16 protein-coding genes are annotated in these 16,923 nt (G+C 62.5%); 12 read left to right on the plus strand and 4 right to left on the minus strand.

Annotation, left to right across the window (positions count from 1 at the left end):
* The first annotated feature begins 5 nt into the window (after positions 1–5).
* The 7 genes from C5J22_RS06810 to C5J22_RS06840 all read left to right on the plus strand — a co-directional run bounded on the left by C5J22_RS06810 (position 6) and on the right by C5J22_RS06840 (position 8,834).
* The gene (locus tag C5J22_RS06810; protein ID WP_105416317.1) at positions 6–2,279 is read left to right on the plus strand and encodes a PAS domain-containing sensor histidine kinase; all 2,274 of its coding nucleotides are present in this window, start codon (positions 6–8) and stop codon (positions 2,277–2,279) included.
* The gene (locus C5J22_RS06815) at positions 2,269–3,633 is read left to right on the plus strand and encodes a sigma-54 dependent transcriptional regulator (protein WP_105401269.1); all 1,365 of its coding nucleotides are present in this window, start codon (positions 2,269–2,271) and stop codon (positions 3,631–3,633) included. Before C5J22_RS06810 ends, C5J22_RS06815 begins: the two co-directional genes overlap by 11 nt.
* 3 nt (positions 3,634–3,636) lie before the next feature.
* Positions 3,637–5,013 carry a Trk system potassium transporter TrkA gene (gene trkA, locus C5J22_RS06820; protein WP_105437622.1) on the plus strand — a complete coding sequence of 459 codons (1,377 nt, stop codon included), beginning with the start codon at positions 3,637–3,639 and terminating at the stop codon, positions 5,011–5,013.
* Between the two features lie 31 nt (positions 5,014–5,044).
* Positions 5,045–5,908, plus strand: coding sequence for a D-amino-acid transaminase (locus C5J22_RS06825; RefSeq protein ID WP_105437623.1), 864 nt, complete (start codon positions 5,045–5,047; stop codon positions 5,906–5,908).
* A gap of 107 nt (positions 5,909–6,015) precedes the next feature.
* Positions 6,016–6,258 carry an RNA chaperone Hfq gene (hfq, locus tag C5J22_RS06830; RefSeq protein ID WP_007757453.1) on the plus strand — a complete coding sequence of 81 codons (243 nt, stop codon included), beginning with the start codon at positions 6,016–6,018 and terminating at the stop codon, positions 6,256–6,258.
* 43 nt (positions 6,259–6,301) lie between these two features.
* A complete protein-coding gene (gene hflX / locus C5J22_RS06835) occupies positions 6,302–7,675 on the plus strand; it encodes a GTPase HflX (protein WP_205837160.1) in 1,374 nt (457 codons plus the stop codon).
* Between the two features lie 139 nt (positions 7,676–7,814).
* The gene (locus tag C5J22_RS06840; RefSeq protein ID WP_105437624.1) at positions 7,815–8,834 is read left to right on the plus strand and encodes an acyltransferase; all 1,020 of its coding nucleotides are present in this window, start codon (positions 7,815–7,817) and stop codon (positions 8,832–8,834) included.
* A gap of 18 nt (positions 8,835–8,852) precedes the next feature.
* Here the strand turns inward: C5J22_RS06840 and C5J22_RS06845 are convergent, their stop codons facing one another.
* The 3 genes from C5J22_RS06845 to C5J22_RS06855 all read right to left on the minus strand — a co-directional run bounded on the left by C5J22_RS06845 (position 8,853) and on the right by C5J22_RS06855 (position 11,055).
* On the minus strand, positions 8,853–9,542 hold the full coding sequence (locus C5J22_RS06845) for an isoprenylcysteine carboxylmethyltransferase family protein (RefSeq protein ID WP_105437625.1): 690 nt from the start codon (positions 9,540–9,542) through the stop codon (positions 8,853–8,855).
* 76 nt (positions 9,543–9,618) lie between these two features.
* Complete coding sequence (mazG, locus tag C5J22_RS06850; RefSeq protein WP_105437673.1) at positions 9,619–10,452, minus strand: nucleoside triphosphate pyrophosphohydrolase; 834 nt, start codon at positions 10,450–10,452, stop codon at positions 9,619–9,621.
* Positions 10,453–10,476: 24 nt separating this feature from the next.
* Complete coding sequence (locus tag C5J22_RS06855) at positions 10,477–11,055, minus strand: deaminase (RefSeq protein WP_105437626.1); 579 nt, start codon at positions 11,053–11,055, stop codon at positions 10,477–10,479.
* 236 nt (positions 11,056–11,291) lie between these two features.
* Here C5J22_RS06855 and cysG point away from each other — a divergent pair, with 236 nt between their 5' ends.
* The 5 genes from cysG to C5J22_RS06880 all read left to right on the plus strand — a co-directional run bounded on the left by cysG (position 11,292) and on the right by C5J22_RS06880 (position 16,223).
* Positions 11,292–12,746, plus strand: coding sequence for a siroheme synthase CysG (cysG, locus tag C5J22_RS06860; RefSeq protein ID WP_105437674.1), 1,455 nt, complete (start codon positions 11,292–11,294; stop codon positions 12,744–12,746).
* Complete coding sequence (locus C5J22_RS06865) at positions 12,743–13,057, plus strand: DUF2849 domain-containing protein (protein WP_105401274.1); 315 nt, start codon at positions 12,743–12,745, stop codon at positions 13,055–13,057. The genes cysG and C5J22_RS06865 overlap by 4 nt, the downstream gene beginning before the upstream one ends.
* Before the next feature lie 7 nt (positions 13,058–13,064).
* Positions 13,065–14,738: a nitrite/sulfite reductase gene (locus C5J22_RS06870; RefSeq protein ID WP_105437627.1), complete on the plus strand. Its 1,674-nt coding sequence runs from the start codon at positions 13,065–13,067 to the stop codon at positions 14,736–14,738.
* Complete coding sequence (locus tag C5J22_RS06875) at positions 14,739–15,248, plus strand: DUF934 domain-containing protein (protein WP_105437628.1); 510 nt, start codon at positions 14,739–14,741, stop codon at positions 15,246–15,248. It begins immediately after the preceding gene.
* A gap of 147 nt (positions 15,249–15,395) precedes the next feature.
* A complete protein-coding gene (locus tag C5J22_RS06880) occupies positions 15,396–16,223 on the plus strand; it encodes a ferredoxin--NADP reductase (protein WP_105437675.1) in 828 nt (275 codons plus the stop codon).
* Between the two features lie 191 nt (positions 16,224–16,414).
* Here the strand turns inward: C5J22_RS06880 and C5J22_RS06885 are convergent, their stop codons facing one another.
* Entirely contained in the window at positions 16,415–16,855 is a 441-nt protein-coding gene (locus tag C5J22_RS06885; RefSeq protein ID WP_105437629.1) for a DUF3828 domain-containing protein, read from the minus strand.
* Between the last annotated feature and the right edge of the window lie 68 nt (positions 16,856–16,923).

Raw genomic sequence — 16,923 nt, forward strand, 5'->3', positions numbered from 1 at the left:
ATTCGATGACGGAAGGCGTAACAGCGCCGATGGCCGAAGACGAGCCAGCGGTGTCAGTGCAGGATCGGCGCGCGTCGTTTGCGCTCCCCGGCCTTCTGCTCGCCGGCGGAGCCTTGATCTGCGCGTCGGTGACGCTGTTCATCCTGCTCGGCCTGACGCCGATCGCCCCGACCACCAATGTCGTGATCGCCTCGGCTGCGCTGAATTCGCTTTTCATCCTCGGCCTGATGTATCTGATCGCCCGCGAGATCGTCCGGCTGGTGAAGGCGCGCAACCGCGGCCGTGCCGCCGCCCGCCTGCATGTCCGCATCGTCGTGTTGTTCTCGATCGTGGCGATCACGCCGGCGGTTCTGGTGGCGATCTTCGCGAGCCTCACGCTCAATGTCGGCCTTGACCGCTGGTTCTCGCTGCGGACGCAGTCGATCGTGCAGTCGTCCCAGGACGTTGCCCGCGCCTATATGCTCGAGAATGCCAGCTATCTTCAGGGCCAGACTGTGTCGATGTCGAACGACCTCGAGCGCAACCGGCCGATGTTCTATCTCGACCGTACGGGGTTCGTGGACCTGATGACCCGCCAGGCGCGGGGTCGCGGAATGCTCGGAGCCTTCCTGGTGCGCGAAGACGGGCAGGCGATCGTCCAGGCCGACATCAAGACGGAAAAGCCGCTGCCGGCGATCCCGGAGGATGCGCTGAAGACGGCGGCCGCCGGCCAGCCGACGCTGATCCCGCCAGGCGTCACCAACCTCGTCGGCGCCGTCATCAAGCTCGACGCCATCCCGGGCTCCTATCTCTATACGATCCGCGCCGTCGATCCGAAGGTCATCTCGGCGATGCGGCTGATGGAGGAGAACACCGCCGAATACCAGGCGATGGAAGCCGGCCGCACATCGCTGCAGATCGCCTTTGCGGTGCTCTATCTCGGTTTCGCGCTGATCGTGCTGCTCGCGGCGATCTGGACGGCGATCGCGGTCGCCGACCGCATCGTCCGGCCGATCCGGCTGCTGATCAGCGCCGCCGACAGCGTGGCGACCGGCAATCTCAATGTCGTCGTGCCGGTGCGCGCCGCCGACGGCGACGTCGGCAGCCTGTCGCGCACGTTCAACAAGATGATTTCGGAGATCCGCAGCCAGCGCGACGAGATCCTCGAGGCCAAGGATGAAGTCGACGACCGCCGCCGGTTCATCGAGGCGGTGCTGTCCGGCGTCACCGCCGCCGTCATCGGCGTCGAGGAAGATCGCCGCATTACCATCGTCAATCCGTCGGCGGAGCATTTCCTCGGCGTTCCCGCCGAACAGCTGATGGGCGAAAAGCTTGAGGATGTCGCGCCCGAGATTGACCACGTCCTCACCGAAGCGCGCACCAGAGCCCGCGGCGAGTTCCGTAAGCAGGTGAACCTGATCCGCGGCGGCAAGGAGCGGACGCTGTCGGTTCAGGTCACCCGCGAGGAACAGCGCGCCGCGCACGACAGCTATGTGGTGACGCTCGACGACATCACCGATCTCGTCATCGCCCAGCGCTCGACCGCTTGGGCGGACGTCGCCCGCCGCATCGCCCACGAGATCAAGAACCCGCTCACCCCGATCCAGCTTTCGGCCGAGCGCCTCAAGCGTCGCTACGGCAAGCAGATCGCCGAGGACGACCGCGCCGTCTTCGACCAGTGCACCGATACCATCGTGCGCCAGGTCGGCGATATCGGCCGCATGGTCGATGAATTCTCCTCCTTTGCCCGCATGCCGAAACCCGCCAAGGAAGAGGCCGATCTGCGCGATATCCTGCGCGACGCGATCTTCCTGCGCGAGATGGGCACGACCCATGTGGATTTCATCCGCGAGCTTGGCGACGAGCCGCTGAAGGGCATGTTCGATGCGCGCATGCTTGGCCAGGCCTTCGGCAACCTTATCAAGAACGCCGTCGAGGCGATCGAGGCGGTGCCGAGCGATCAGGAGCGCGATGGTCGGAAGGTCAAGGTGCGCTCGGTCTACGACGCGGAGCGCGACACCTATGTGGTCGATATCATCGACAATGGCAGCGGCCTGCCGACCGAAAACCGGCACCGCATCCTCGAGCCCTACATGACCATGCGCGACAAGGGCACGGGTCTGGGGCTCGCCATCGTCAAGAAGATCATTGAAGAACACGGCGGGCAGCTCGAACTGCACGATGCTCCCGCCGATTTCGATCATGGCAAGGGCGCCATGATCAGGGTGCTGCTGCCACATCTGGAACAGGTGGCGGTGCCGGGAACGGATAATAACAAGGAATTGGCTTATGGCGTCTGATATTCTGGTCGTAGATGACGAGGCGGATATCCGCGATATCGTTTCAGGTATTTTGTCCGATGAGGGCCATGAAACCCGCACGGCCCACGACAGCGACAGCGCGCTGGCAGCGATATCTGATCGCGTGCCGCGGCTGGTTTTCCTGGATATCTGGATGCAGGGCTCCAGGCTCGACGGCCTGGCGCTGCTCGACGAAGTCAAGAGCCGCCACCCCGATTTGCCCGTGGTGATGATCTCCGGTCATGGCAATGTCGAGACCGCTGTTTCGGCGATCAAGCGCGGCGCCTTCGACTTCATCGAAAAACCGTTCAAGGCCGACCGGCTGATCCTGATCGCCGAGCGGGCGCTCGAAAACTCCAAGCTGAAGCGCGAGGTGACCGAACTCAAGAAGCGCACCGGCGACGCCGCCGAGCTGGTCGGCACGTCGGTTGCCGTCTCGCAGCTTCGCCAGACGATCGAGAAGGTCGCGCCCACCAACAGCCGCGTGATGATCCTCGGCCCCTCCGGCTCCGGCAAGGAACTGGTGGCGCGGATGATCCACAAGCGGTCGTCTCGTGTGACCGGTCCGTTCGTGGCGCTGAACGCTGCGACGATCACGCCCGATCGCATGGAGATGGCACTGTTCGGCACGGAAGGTGCTCCGGGCCAGGCGCGCAAGATCGGCGCACTGGAGGAGGCGCATCGCGGTATCCTCTATCTCGACGAAGTCGGCGAAATGCCGCGCGAGACGCAGAACAAGATCCTTCGTGTGCTTGTGGATCAACAGTTCGAGCGCGTCGGCGGTTCGAAGCGCGTCAAGGTCGATGTCCGCATCATTTCCTCGACCGCCTACAATCTCGAAAGCCTGATCGCCGACGGTTCGTTCCGTGAGGATCTGTACCATCGTCTCGCCGTCGTGCCGGTCAAGGTGCCGGCGCTGGCCGAGCGTCGCGAGGACATTCCTTTCCTGGTCGACATGTTCATGCGCCAGATCTCCGAACAGGCCGGCATCCGCCCCCGCAAGATCGGCGAGGATGCCATGGCCGTCCTCCAGGCCCATGACTGGCCGGGCAATATCCGTCAGCTGCGCAACAATATCGAACGGTTGATGATCCTCGCCCGTTCCGACGGTCCGGATTCGCCGATTTCCGCCGACATGCTGCCGACCGATCTCGGCGACATGTTGCCGAAGGTTTCCGCCAAGGGCGACTACCACATCATGACGCTGCCGCTGCGCGAGGCCCGCGAAATGTTCGAGCGCGACTACCTGATCGCCCAGATCAACCGTTTCGGAGGCAACATTTCCCGCACCGCGGAATTCGTCGGCATGGAGCGCTCGGCACTCCACCGCAAGCTCAAATCGCTCGGTGTTTGACATATGAAGGTGATCATCTGCGGCGCGGGACAGGTGGGCTACGGCATTGCCGAGCGGCTCGCCCAGGAGGACAATGACGTCTCCGTCATCGATACCTCGGCGACGCTGATCGCTGCGATCACCGAGACGCTCGACGTCAAGGGTTACGTCGGCCACGGCGCTCATCCGGACGTGCTGGAAAAGGCGGGCGCCAAAGACGCCGACATGATCATCGCGGTGACCCTCTATGACGAGGTCAACATCGTTGCCTGCGAAGTCGCGCACGCCCTGTTTTCCGTGCCCACCAAGATCGCCCGCATCCGCGCCCAGAGCTATCTGAAGCCGGAATATGCCGACCTCTTCAGCCGCCAGAACATGTCGATCGACGTGACGATCTCGCCGGAAATCGAGGTCGGCAAGATGGTGCTGCGGCGCATTTCCTTTCCCGGCGCCACCGATGTCGTAAAGTTCGCCGACGATCACATCACCATGGTGGCGATCGAGTGCATGGAGGACTGCCCGGTGGTCGCCACGCCCCTGCACCAGCTCTCCGATCTCTTTCCGGACCTGATGGCAACCGTGGTCGGCATCGTCCGGGGCGGCGTCCTGACCGTTGCCCGCTCCGCCGATGAGCTCGAAGTAGGCGATCTCGCCTATGTCATCTGCCAGCGCGAACACATCCGCCGCACGCTCGGCCTGTTCGGCCACGAGGAGCAGGAGGCCCGCCGCATCATCATCGCCGGCGGCGGCAATATCGGATATTACGTTGCCCGAACCATCGAGGAACACCAGCCGAGGACGCGGCTGAAAATCATAGAGAGCGACCGCGAGCGGGCGCTGATCGTCTCCGAGCAGCTGCGCAATACGATCGTGCTGCACGGTTCGGCGCTCGACCAGAACATCCTCACCCAGGCCGATATCCAGGATACCGACCTGATGATAACCCTCACCAACAGCGACCAGATCAACATCCTCGGCGCGGTCCTGGCGAAATCGCTCGGCTGCAAGTCGAACCTGGTGCTGATCAACTCCACCTCGTTCCATCAGGTCACCGACGCGCTCGGCATCGATGCGCAGATCAATCCGCGTGCGGTGACGATCTCGCGCGTGCTGCAGCACGTCCGCAAGGGCCGCATCCGTTCCGTCTATGCGGTGCAGAACGGCGCTGCCGAGATTATCGAGGCCGAGGCGCTGGAAACCTCGCCGCTGGTCGGCCGGCCGTTCCGCGAGCTCGACCTTCCGGACGGCATCCGTGTCGGCGCGATCTACCGCGGCGAGGCCGTCATCCGCCCCAACGGCGATACCAAGATCAAGGCGCGCGACCGGGTCGTGCTCTTTGCCACCGCCGAAGCCGTGCGCCATGTGGAGCAGCTTTTCCGCGTTTCCATCCAGTATTTCTGACCAGCATTTCCGAAAAGAGCAGGGGACATCGATGTCGAGAATTGCCTATGTGAACGGACAATATGTTCGCCATTCCGACGCCGCGGTGCATGTGGAGGATCGCGGCTTCCAGTTCGCAGACGGCGTCTACGAGGTCTGCGAAGTGCGTCACGGCATGATCGTCGACCTGACCCGCCACCTCAACCGCCTCGACCGGTCGCTGGGTGAACTGAGGATGGCCGCGCCGATGGGCCGCGCGGCGCTCACCTTCGTCATCCGAGAAGTTCTCCGCCGCAACCGGGTGAAGAACGGCATCTTCTATCTGCAGGTAACCCGCGGTGCCGCCCGCCGCGACCACTACTTCCCGTCCGAGGGCACGCCGCCGACCATCACGATCACCGCCAAGAGCACCGATCCCTCGGCCGCCGCCAAAAAATATGCCAGCGGTATCAAGGTCATCACCCTGCCTGAGAACCGCTGGGACCGCGTCGACATCAAGACGGTCGGCCTCTTGCCGAACGTGCTTGCCAAGCAGCAGGCGAAGGAGGCCGGCGCTCAGGACGCCATCTTCATCGACCGTTCCGGCATCGTCATGGAAGGTGCCTCTTCGAACGTCTGGATCGTCACGCGGGATGGCGAGCTGGTTACCCGGCCGGCCGAACACGGCATTCTCAAGGGAATCACCCGCACGACCCTCATCGATGTCGCCAAAAAGCTCGGGCTCAAGGTGGTCGAGCGCGAGTTCAAGACGGAAGAGATGCTGGCGGCGCGCGAGGTGTTTTTCACCTCCGCCACCGGGATCTGCGTGCCGATCGTCGAAATCGACAACAAGCCGGTGGCCAATGGCCATCCGGGCACCGTATCGTCAAGTATACGCGACACCTTTTTCGACGTTGCGGAAAAGACGACGATTTGATAGTCAAACATCGGGGAAGGGAAGCACGGGGCGCTTTCCGGTCGCCTCTTATCAAGCTTGATCATGATCCCGGCTTATTGGCCGGCAAAAAAGAAAGAAGCGGCGCTATGGCGGAACGTTCTCAGAACCTGCAGGATTTATTTCTTAATACCGTTCGCAAGCAGAAGATTTCCCTGACGATTTTCCTGATCAACGGGGTCAAGCTGACAGGTGTCGTGACCTCTTTCGACAACTTCTGCGTCCTGCTTCGCCGTGACGGCCACTCTCAGCTCGTGTATAAGCACGCGATCTCGACTATCATGCCGGGCCAGCCCATGCAGATGTTCGAAACCGAAGAGAATGCGGCCTAACAGGACAGAACAGATTTCAAATCGCGATACGTCTAAAGAATCCATGGTCCCGGAGGCTGAAAAGCGCCGGGACGATATGCGCGCACTCGTCATCGTGCCGGTCCTCAAGCAGGCACGCTCGAAGGCGGGGCAGGGCGACTCTAGCCAGGCACCCGCGCCGCAGCGCTCCAACGAGGCCCGCCTCGAAGAGGCAATCGGCCTTGCCAGGGCAATCGACCTGGAGATCGTGCAGGGGTTGATCGTACCGATCAGCCAGCCGCGCCCGGGAACGCTGATGGGCAGCGGCAAGATAGAGGAAATCAAGGCGCTGCTCGATGAGCACGATGCCGGCCTCGTCATCGTCGATCATCCGCTGACCCCGGTGCAGCAGCGCAATCTCGAAAAGGAATGGCAGGCCAAGGTCATCGACCGGACCGGCCTGATCCTCGAAATCTTCGGTCGCCGCGCTTCCACCAAGGAAGGCACGCTGCAGGTCGATCTGGCGCATCTCAATTACCAGAAGGGCCGCCTGGTCCGCAGCTGGACCCACCTTGAACGCCAGCGCGGTGGCGCCGGTTTCATGGGCGGCCCTGGCGAAACCCAGATCGAGGCCGACCGCCGGCTGCTTCAGGAACGCATCGTCAAGCTGGAGCGCGAGCTCGAACAGGTCGTGCGCACCCGCCAGCTTCACCGCGCCAAGCGCCGCAAGGTGCCGCACCCGATCGTGGCGTTGGTCGGTTATACCAATGCCGGCAAGTCGACACTGTTCAACCGCATCACCGGCGCCGGCGTGCTTGCCGAGGACATGCTGTTTGCGACGCTCGATCCGACGCTGCGCCGCATGAAGCTGCCGCATGGGCGCACGGTGATCCTCTCCGATACGGTCGGCTTCATCTCCGACCTGCCGACCCATCTGGTCGCCGCCTTCCGCGCCACGCTGGAAGAGGTGCTGGAAGCCGATCTCGTCCTGCATGTGCGCGACATGTCCGATCCGGATAATGCCGCCCAGGCCGGCGACGTCATGCGCATCCTTGCCGATCTCGGCATCGACGAGAAGGAAGCGGCAGCCCGCATCATCGAGGTCTGGAACAAGATCGACCAGCTCGACCCGGAAGCCCATGAGGCGATCGCCGAACGCGCCGTCGGCCGCGAGAACGTCATGGCGGTCTCGGCGATCACGGGCGAGGGCGTCGAGCCCCTGATGGACGAGATCTCGAAACGCCTTTCCGGCGTTCTCACCGAAACCTCGATCACCATCCCGCCGGAAAAGCTAGGCCTCGTCTCCTGGGTCTACAGCAATTCCGTCGTCGACGGCCGCGAGGACAACGAGGACGGCTCCGTCACACTGGATGTCCGCATGTCCGAGGCCGAGGCCGCCGAACTGGAGCGCAAGCTCGGCAACGGCCTGAAACCGGACAAGGAAGACTGGGAACGATAGGAGCGCGCTGCGCGCAACTTCGGCAACCGCCGGCAGCGTCATGATGTTGCCGGTTTTTTGCGGTGCAACATGAGCCGACGAGGACGGCCACGATTCTTGCGGTATTATCATCCGCGGGCCAGCAAAAACGGGTTTCGCGATGATACAAAATCCACCGAAGGAAGAGACCGGAGCACACCTGGACTACCTGGATGGGTGGAGAGGTATTGCGGTACTCTTCGTGATAGTGGGCCATTTCTGGATCGATGATTTCTGGCCCGGCGTCAGTACCTTCGGGGTGGACCTGTTTTTCGTTCTGTCCGGGCGGTTGATGTCGGAAATTCTGTTCGTCAAGCGGGCGGAACTGCCGACCTTCTTTTTCAGGCGTTTCTCGCGAATTTATCCGGCCCTCTTCGCGTTCGTCGTCATCACGACCCTTGCCTTCCAGGGCACCGAGATTTCGCACGGCCCCGTCGCGGCATTGCTGGCGCTGACGTTCACGATCAACTACGCCATGGTCTTTACCCATCCGGTGGCGTTGCTCGATCACCTGTGGTCGCTATGCGTCGAAGAACATGCCTATGTTCTTCTGGCGGGCGTCGCCTTCCTGTCGCGCCGCAGACTGTTTCCGGTCGGGGCTCTGATCGTCGCACTCGGCGCTGCGGCCATGCTGAATGGCCTCATTCGCACGGAACTCGGCGCAAGCGTTCTCTATACCCACTGGCGCAGCGACGTCTCCGTGGCAGGCATATTCATCGCCGGCGGCCTCTGGCTATTCCTGCGCAACCGCCAGGCTCCCTGGTGGGTCTCGCCGCTGGCGCTGCTGGTTGCGGTCGTGGCGAAGGGGATGCCGTTTCACGTCCTCTCCTTCGGCCTGTCGACCGCCATGCTGGCACTGTCGATCACCACGATCGACAGCGCGGCGCCGGTCTTCCGCAAGGTGCTGTCGGCGAAGGTGCTCACCTATGCCGGACTGTGGTCCTATTCGCTCTATCTGTGGCAGCAGCCCTTCTACAAGCTTTACCGCGAGGGCGCGGCACCGACCCCGTTGCTGATCCTCGCCGCCCTGCTGGCCGCACTCGCCAGCTTCTACCTGGTGGAAAAACCCTCCCGAACGGCGCTCAACCGTCTCTTCCAGAACCGCATGGAGAAAGTCGTCGCCGCCGGCCGAACAGCGTAGGGAGCCGCAGATAGCGGCCTAATAGATCCCCGGGATCAGCCTGTATCTGACGCGCTCGCAATAGGCGGCATAACCCTGCAACTCGGCCCGCAGATGCCTTTCCTCGTCGATCAACCGGGCGACCAGCCCTCCGACGATAGGCGGCACGAGTAGCAGTCCCCAGAGCGATCCGAGCGCAAGCGGGGCGCCTGAGAAAAGAAACATGGCGGAACTGTACATCGGATGTCTCACAAGACCGTAGAGGCCGTCGGAGACGACGCTCTGGCTGGGCTGGACGCCCACGGTCGCCGAGGCATAGGAGTTCTGCCGGAAGACGGCGAGACAGCCCGCAAATCCGAGAGCGGTCAGGATGTTTCCGACGATGACGAGTACAACCGGCGTGGACGACCATGAGAAGCGGTAATCCAGAGCGGAGACCACGTAGAGCGTCAGCATTACCACGCTGTTATAAGCCTGGATGCGCTTCTGCGCGGGCAGCGTTTCCGAACCCGGCCCGGCGCTCAGCCGTTTCTCCGCAAGCTCGGGGCTGTGCGTCACCACATACCAGCCGGTCCCGATCGTCCAGGCGGTGAAGTTCGCCAGGTAGAGCCAGGCCTGCCAGTAGTCCAATGTGCCCGCGCAAGCGAATATCAAGATTGCCAGGAAGGCCATGAAGAGTGCGGTGATTTTGGCCGTTCGCAGGCCGAGCCGATTGCTTTGCTCCTGCATGTCACTGTCCCGATCTGATATGATCGGGATGTAGGTAATCTCCTTGCTGCGGCGATCAAGAGGTCGGGCGGGACCGTCAGCCGAGCTTCCGTTCGATCGCCTTGGCGGCCTGCCAGAGTTCTTCCATGCGTTCCAGCGTGGCAGCTTCCAGCGTCTCATTCGATTGTTGAAGAGATGTTTCTATATAATTGAACCGTCGCCTGAATTTTGTATTCGTGCCGCGAAGCGCCTCTTCCGGATCGGCTTTCACATGCCGGCCGATATTGACCAGCGCGAAGATGAGATCGCCGAGTTCGTCGGTGACCTTGTCATGGTTTCCGTCGCGCAGAGCTTCGCGCAGTTCCCCAATCTCCTCCTCGATCTTGTCGAGGATCGGTTCGGCTGCCGACCAATCAAAGCCGACCTTTGCCGCCCGCTGCTGCAGTTTCAGCGCCTCGGTCAGCGCCGGTTGGGCGCGGTGGACGCTTCCGAGGTATCCGAGCTTGAAATCCTCGGTAATACCGCGACGCGCCCGCCGCTCGGCCCGCTCGCGCTTCTCCTCCGTCTTGATGTCGTCCCACTGCACTTTTACCGCGTCCGGAGTTGCCGCATCCGAGACGGCGAAGACATGCGGATGCCGGCGGATCATCTTTTTGGTGATCGCCTGGACGACGTCGCCGAAAGAGAATTCGCCGGCTTCTTCGGCCATGCGGGCGTGGAAGACCACCTGTAGCAGCAAGTCGCCCAGCTCCTCGCAGAGATCGTCCATGTCGTTGCGCTCGATCGCATCGGCGACCTCATAGGCCTCCTCGATCGTATAGGGCTTGATGGTCGAAAAATTCTGTTCGAGGTCCCAGGGGCAGCCGGTGACGGGTGTCCTGAGCGCCGCCATGATCTCGATCAGCCGCGAAATATCCTTCGATGCTTCCATCATCTTGTCCTTCAATGCCGGATGTCAGGCGAGCGGAATGGTGTTTTTGTCCTTGCCGGACTGGTAGACGCCGGAAAGCCCGTCATATCGGGCTTTGATCCGGCTGGTCTGGGTCTTGAGACCGGCACGGAGCGGCTCGCCTTCGCTCTCGACCAGATCGGCAATTGCGTAGGAATGCCAGAAGGCATTGTTGCGCCGGTAACCGCCGGGCTCCAGGCCGAAAACCTCTTTGAGGATCTTCAGGTCATGGGGGATGGCGAAGGCGTCGCGCGAATCCTCATGGCTGAAAAAATAATAGAAATTGTCGAAACCGGCCCAAGTGATCGCCGACATGCACATCGTGCAGGGTTCGTGAGTCGACAGGAAAATCAGGTCCTTGGTGGGAAGATCTCGTGTAGTTTCGTAAAAGCGCTTCAGCGTGTGCACTTCACCGTGCCACAGCGGATTTTCGAGCTCATTGTTGGTTTCGGCAATCACCAGTGACAGATCGGATTTCTTGAGGATCGCCGCGCCGAAAACCTTGTTGCCGGTGGCGACGCCCTTTTCCGTCAGGGGCAGAATGTCGTTTTCGATGACGTCGAGAAGGCGGGCGGCGATTGTCATGGGAACTCTTTATTGCAAGGTGTCTAGGCAGTTTATGGCGCGGAACGAAAAGATCGGGGCAAAAAAACACTGTAGTCTACAGAAATACTGGAGAAATATCGTCTGCGGTGGCTTTTGCTCAAGAACCGGTTGATCGTAAAACAGAAATACCGGCTCCCAATCCACTTCGCATATCCATTCCTTCAATTCCGCCGTCTTATTGTGGATATTGCTGTCATATGATTCAGGATACCCGCATGTCTCCAAGCCAACAACGCCTGTCGGTCTTTCCGGCTTTCTTCCGCGTCAGCGGACGGAGCGTTGTCGTGTTCGGCAATGGTGACGAAGCCTATGCCAAGGTCCGGCTGCTGCGCAACACCGATGCGGACATCGTCGCTTGCGCCTCCGCGCCGGCTGAGGACTATGCCGACTGGCTCGCCGCTCAGGGTATTGAAACCGTTCATTCGGATTTTTCGCCGGATCAGCTCGCAGATCAGATCAAGGGCGCGGTGCTGGTGTTCGCCGCAACCGGCGACGCCGCCCTGGATCGTGCGATCGCCACTGCCGCCCGCGCCGAAAAGGTCCCGGCCAACGCGGTGGATCAGCCCGATTTCTGCGATTTTTATACGCCGGCTCTCGTCAATCGCGCGCCGGTGGCGATTGCCATCGGCACGGAAGGTGCAGGACCGGTTCTCGCCCAGATGATCCGCGCCCGCATCGACCAGATGCTGTCGCCATCGCTCGGCGTTCTCGCCCGTCTCGCCGCGGAATATCGCGATGCCGCCGAACGTTTGGTGCCCCGCGGCGTATCGCGCCGGATCTTCTGGCGCCGCTTCTTCTCGGCCGATGTCGCAAGCGCCGTCGATGCCAACGATATCGCCACCGCCCGCCGTTCGGCCAATGCGCTGCTGTCGACCACCGGTCGCGCCGCGGGCCATGTCTGGCTGGTCGGCGCCGGCCCGGGCGCCGAGGATCTTTTGACGCTGCGTGCCCAGCGCGTGCTGATGGAAGCCGACGCGATCGTCTTTGACGCGCTGGTGCCGCAGGCGATCGTCGACATGGGCCGCCGCGATGCCGAGCGCCTGTCGGTCGGCAAGCGCAAGAACTGCCATTCGAAATCTCAAGACGAAATCAACAGGCTGCTGGTCAGGCTCGGCCGCGAAGGCAAGCGCGTCGTCCGCCTCAAGTCCGGCGATCCGCTGGTCTATGGCCGCGCCGGCGAGGAAATGGCCGCACTCCGCGACGCCGGTGTGACTTACGAGATCGTACCAGGCATCACCTCCGCCTTTGCCGCAGCCGCCGATTTCGAACTGCCGCTGACGCTGCGCGGCGTTGCCTCGTCGCTGATCTTCACCACCGGCCATGACCTCACCGGCGACGTTCTGCCCGACTGGGCGAGCCTTGCGATTTCCGGCGCGACGATCGCCGTCTATATGGGCCGCACGGTTGCCGCCTCCGTCGCCGAACGGCTGATGGGCGCCGGCCTTGCCCCGGAAACCACCGTCGCGGTGATCGAAAATGCCAGCCGCGCCGACCGCCGGCTCTTCCACGGCGTTCTTCGCGAGCTGCCGGACCTGGAAGCGCGCGACGATCTTTCCGGCCCGGTCATGGTGATCATCGGCGAAGCCGTCGCCGGTGCGAATTTCGAAAAGTCCGAACCGCTTTCCTATGGTAAGATTCCGGTTCGCGAGGAAATGGAACAGACAAAATGACCGACAAGGTTTTGACCGCCAACCGCCTTTCCGATGGCATCGCCGTCTGGCTCGACGCGAACGGCCAGTGGGTGGAAAACCTGCAGGACGCGATCGTCGCGCGCCATCCAGAGGCCGTGGCCTCGCTGGAAGCGATCGGCAAGCGCGATTTTGCGCAGAACCTGGTTGTTGACGTCGCCGTCATCGACGTGCAGGAGCAGGACGGCAAGCTCTGGCCGCTGCGTCTTCGCGAACGTATTCGTGCCCAGGGCCCGACCATGGAATATGCTGCCGGCTACCGCCCCGCCGATCCGGCCTTCATCGCAGTTTGAGGAAGTCATGTACCGTTACGACGAATTCGACCACGCTTTTGTTTCGAGCCGCGTGGAGCAGTTCCGCGATCAGGTCGGCCGCCGCCTCGCCGGTGAGCTGGCCGAAGATGCGTTCAAGCCGCTGCGCCTGATGAACGGGGTCTACCTCCAGCTTCACGCCTATATGTTGCGCGTCGCGATCCCCTACGGGACGCTGAACGGCAAGCAGATGCGGATGCTCGCCCATATCGCCCGCAAATACGACCGCGGTTACGGGCATTTCACCACCCGCCAGAACATCCAGTACAACTGGCCGAAACTCTCCGACACGCCTGATATCCTGGCCGAGCTAGCAAGCGTGGAGATGCACGCGCTGCAGACCTCGGGCAATTGCATCCGCAACGTCACCGCCGACCATTTCGCCGGTGCTGCCGCCGATGAAGTCGCCGATCCACGCCCTTACGCCGAGATCCTGCGCCAGTGGTCGTCGGTCCACCCGGAATTCTCGTATCTGCCGCGCAAATTCAAGATCGCCGTCACCGGCGCCGAGCGCGACCGCGCCGCGATCCAGGTGCATGACATCGGCCTGCACCTGAAGAAGAGCGAGGATGGTCAGATCGGTTTTGCGGTCTATGTCGGCGGCGGGCAGGGCCGTACCCCGATGATCGCCAAGAAGATCAAGGATTTCCTCCCCGAGGAGGACCTCCTCTCCTACACGACCGCGATCATGCGCGTGTACAATCTGCACGGCCGCCGCGACAACAAGTACAAGGCGCGCATCAAGATCCTCGTCCACGAAACCGGTGCCGAGGAACTGGCCAGGCAGGTGGAGGAGGAATTCTCCCATCTGCAGGGCACCGAGCTGAAGCTGCCGGAGAAGGACATCCAGGCGATCGCCGCCTATTTCGCGCCGCCGGCTCTTCCCGACCGCGCGGAAGGCTGGCCGCAGCTTGCCGGCTGGAAAAAGACCGACGAGAATTTCGCCCGCTGGGTCGACCAGAACGTCAAGCCGCACAAACATCCCGACTACGGCATGGTGACCATTTCCCTGAAGCCGATCGGCGGCATTCCGGGCGACGCCTCCGACGTGCAGATGGACGCCATCGCCGATCTGGCGGAAGAATTCGCCTTCGACGAGATCCGCATCAGCCACGAGCAGAACGTCATCCTGCCGCATGTGGCGCTGGCCGATCTCGAGCCGCTCTATCGGGCGCTGGTGGCCCACAATCTCGCGACCGCCAATGCCGGGCTGATCACCGACATCATCGCCTGTCCGGGCTTGGACTACTGCGCGCTGGCGAACGCCCGTTCGATCCCGCTGTCGCAGGAGATCTCCACCCGCTTCGGGTCGCCGGAGCGCCAGGCCGAGATCGGCGAGCTCAAGATAAAAATTTCCGGCTGCATCAATGCCTGCGGCCATCACCATGTCGGCCATATCGGCCTGCTGGGCGTCGAGAAGAAGGGTGCCGAGCTCTATCAGATCACGCTCGGCGGTTCCGGCGACGAGAACACCTCGATCGGCGAGATCATCGGCCGCGGTTTCGAGCCGAACAAGGTGACCGACGCGGTGGAGACGATCGTCGACACCTATCTCGGCCTCCGTACCTCGAAGGAGGAGACCTTCCTCGAAGCCTATCGCCGTGTCGGGCCGCAGCCTTTCAAGGAAGCGCTCTATGGCGATGCCAAGGCGGAGGCTGCGTAAATGACCAGACTCTGGAGAGAAACCGGCTTCGTCGAAAACGACCCCTGGGTGATCGAGACCGAGGAGGTGAAGGCGACCGAGGACCAGAAGGTGCTGCTGCCGCTCGACGAGATGATCGCCCGGGCCGAGGAGAGCAACGATGTCGGCCTCGGCGTGCTGATCCGCCCGGCGGACGACGTGCGCAAGCTCGAGCCCTATCTCTACCGCATCGAGATCGTCGCGGTGGATTTCCCGGCCTTCAACGACGGCCGCGCCTTTTCGCATGCCTCGCTGCTGCGTGACCGGCTCGGCTACAGGAACGAGCTGCGCGCGGTCGGCGACGTGCTGATCGACCAGGTGCCCCTGATGCTGCGCTGTGGCATCGACAGCTTTTCGGTGAAGAACGCCACGGCGCTGAAGCGGCTCGAGGAGGGCCGGCTGCCGGGCATTGCCGAGCATTACCAGCCGACGGCCCGCCACGCCGAAAAGGGCGAGGGCTACAGCTGGCGGCGCCACACCGTGACGGCCTGAGGCCGGGGAACGACCGGCCGAAAGGTGAATTTCCCGCACATATTTTCTGAAAGGCCCGCGACAAAGGCACGCGGATGCCTTCAAATGCGGGACCAGATGGTATATTTCGCTTTTGCGAAGAACGACGAGACGAAGAGACCGATAGGCATGAACGCTCCAGCAAAGACGGAAGAATTCGCAGTGGCCCAGGTTCAGGCAAAGATTCCGGACGGCGTTTATGCCGAGACGGTGCTCGCCGTCGAGCATTATACCGACCGCCTGTTCCGCTTCCGCATGACGCGGCCGGCCGGTTTCCGCTTCCGTTCGGGCGAGTTCGCGATGATCGGGCTGATGGTCGGTGACAAGCCGGTCTACCGCGCCTATTCGATTGCCAGCCCGGCCTGGGACGAGGAACTGGAGTTCTTCTCGATCAAGGTGCCGGACGGTCCGCTGACCTCGCACCTGCAGGCGATCAAGCCGGGCGACACGGTGCTGATGCGCAAGAAGCCGACCGGCACGCTGGTGCTCGATGCGCTGACGCCCGGCAAGCGGCTCTACATGTTCTCGACCGGCACCGGCATCGCGCCCTTCGCCAGCCTGATCCGCGACCCCGAGACCTACGAAAAGTTCGACGAGGTCATCCTCACCCATACCTGCCGCGACGTCGCCGAGCTGAAATACGGTTTCGACCTGGTGCACGAGATCAACAACCACGAGTTCCTGCACGAGATCGTCGGGGACAAGCTCAAGCATTACCCGACCGTGACCCGCGAGGATTTCAAATATCGCGGCCGCATCACCGACCTGATCGAGAGCGGCAAACTGTTCACCGATCTCGGCGTCCCGGCGCTCGACCCGGCCGTCGACCGCGGCATGATCTGCGGCTCGACCGCGATGCTGAAGGACACCAAGGACCTGCTCGAAAAGGCCGGTCTGGTCGAAGGCTCCAACAACAAACCCGGCGAGTTCGTCATCGAACGGGCGTTTGTAGGGTGAGAGGCGACGGCCTGCGGCCGGCAAAACGCTCCAGTGGAGCGTTTTGAGCGTCGAACGCCCTGAGCCAAAGCGAAGGGCCGGGAGGCGGTGCGGCATACGCGGCCCTGCACCACCGGCGCGGCGCCGCTGGTTTCCTGATACAAGGACAGGAGTGAGGGAGGGCGAGGGGCTGGCCGCGTAAAAAACGCCCCCTACTGCCCCAGCAGGTCGCGAAGGCTCCAGGGTTCGTCGCCGGACTGGTCGGCGATGTCGTCCACCTTCCAGCCGCCATTTTCGCGCACCAGCGTGTAGAAGAGCGTCGCCGAGCGCTTGCCGTTGCGGAACGACACTTCCAGCTCCGCCGTGTTGTCGAAGACGATCGGCGGGGAAAGCTGGATATTGCTGGCGACGCCATCCTGCCCGGCAAGGATCGGATCGAAATCCACCGCCTCGCCATTCGCCGTCAGGCTCTCGTTGAGCGCATCGGAAAAATAGGCGGAATAGGGCGAGGGCGCATCGTCCTCGGCGGGGTCGATCGTGTCGGCATAAAGCGATTTGATCAGCGCCTGCGGCGACTTGTAGACCCGCGCCTCGGCGCCGGCCGCAGCCAGCAGGGAAAACAGCAGTCCAAGAACGATGGCCGGCATGCGCATGGATGAGTCGTTCCCCGTTTGGATGTGAGGGGATGTTTAGGGGATGGAGGGGTGGAAGGATAGGGGGG

This window comes from Neorhizobium sp. T25_13 (assembly GCF_002968675.1).
Taxonomy (GTDB): domain Bacteria; phylum Pseudomonadota; class Alphaproteobacteria; order Rhizobiales; family Rhizobiaceae; genus Neorhizobium; species Neorhizobium tomejilense.

Coding starts and splice junctions, on each gene's coding strand:
- C5J22_RS06810 (WP_105416317.1), top strand. CDS start 6: ATGACGGAAGGCGTAACAGCGCCGATGGCCGAAGACGAGCCAGCGGTG.
- C5J22_RS06815 (WP_105401269.1), top strand. CDS start 2,269: ATGGCGTCTGATATTCTGGTCGTAGATGACGAGGCGGATATCCGCGAT.
- trkA (WP_105437622.1), top strand. CDS start 3,637: ATGAAGGTGATCATCTGCGGCGCGGGACAGGTGGGCTACGGCATTGCC.
- C5J22_RS06825 (WP_105437623.1), top strand. CDS start 5,045: ATGTCGAGAATTGCCTATGTGAACGGACAATATGTTCGCCATTCCGAC.
- hfq (WP_007757453.1), top strand. CDS start 6,016: ATGGCGGAACGTTCTCAGAACCTGCAGGATTTATTTCTTAATACCGTT.
- hflX (WP_205837160.1), top strand. CDS start 6,302: ATGGTCCCGGAGGCTGAAAAGCGCCGGGACGATATGCGCGCACTCGTC.
- C5J22_RS06840 (WP_105437624.1), top strand. CDS start 7,815: ATGATACAAAATCCACCGAAGGAAGAGACCGGAGCACACCTGGACTAC.
- C5J22_RS06845 (WP_105437625.1), bottom strand. CDS start 9,542: ATGCAGGAGCAAAGCAATCGGCTCGGCCTGCGAACGGCCAAAATCACC.
- mazG (WP_105437673.1), bottom strand. CDS start 10,452: ATGGAAGCATCGAAGGATATTTCGCGGCTGATCGAGATCATGGCGGCG.
- C5J22_RS06855 (WP_105437626.1), bottom strand. CDS start 11,055: ATGACAATCGCCGCCCGCCTTCTCGACGTCATCGAAAACGACATTCTG.
- cysG (WP_105437674.1), top strand. CDS start 11,292: ATGTCTCCAAGCCAACAACGCCTGTCGGTCTTTCCGGCTTTCTTCCGC.
- C5J22_RS06865 (WP_105401274.1), top strand. CDS start 12,743: ATGACCGACAAGGTTTTGACCGCCAACCGCCTTTCCGATGGCATCGCC.
- C5J22_RS06870 (WP_105437627.1), top strand. CDS start 13,065: ATGTACCGTTACGACGAATTCGACCACGCTTTTGTTTCGAGCCGCGTG.
- C5J22_RS06875 (WP_105437628.1), top strand. CDS start 14,739: ATGACCAGACTCTGGAGAGAAACCGGCTTCGTCGAAAACGACCCCTGG.
- C5J22_RS06880 (WP_105437675.1), top strand. CDS start 15,396: ATGAACGCTCCAGCAAAGACGGAAGAATTCGCAGTGGCCCAGGTTCAG.
- C5J22_RS06885 (WP_105437629.1), bottom strand. CDS start 16,855: ATGCGCATGCCGGCCATCGTTCTTGGACTGCTGTTTTCCCTGCTGGCT.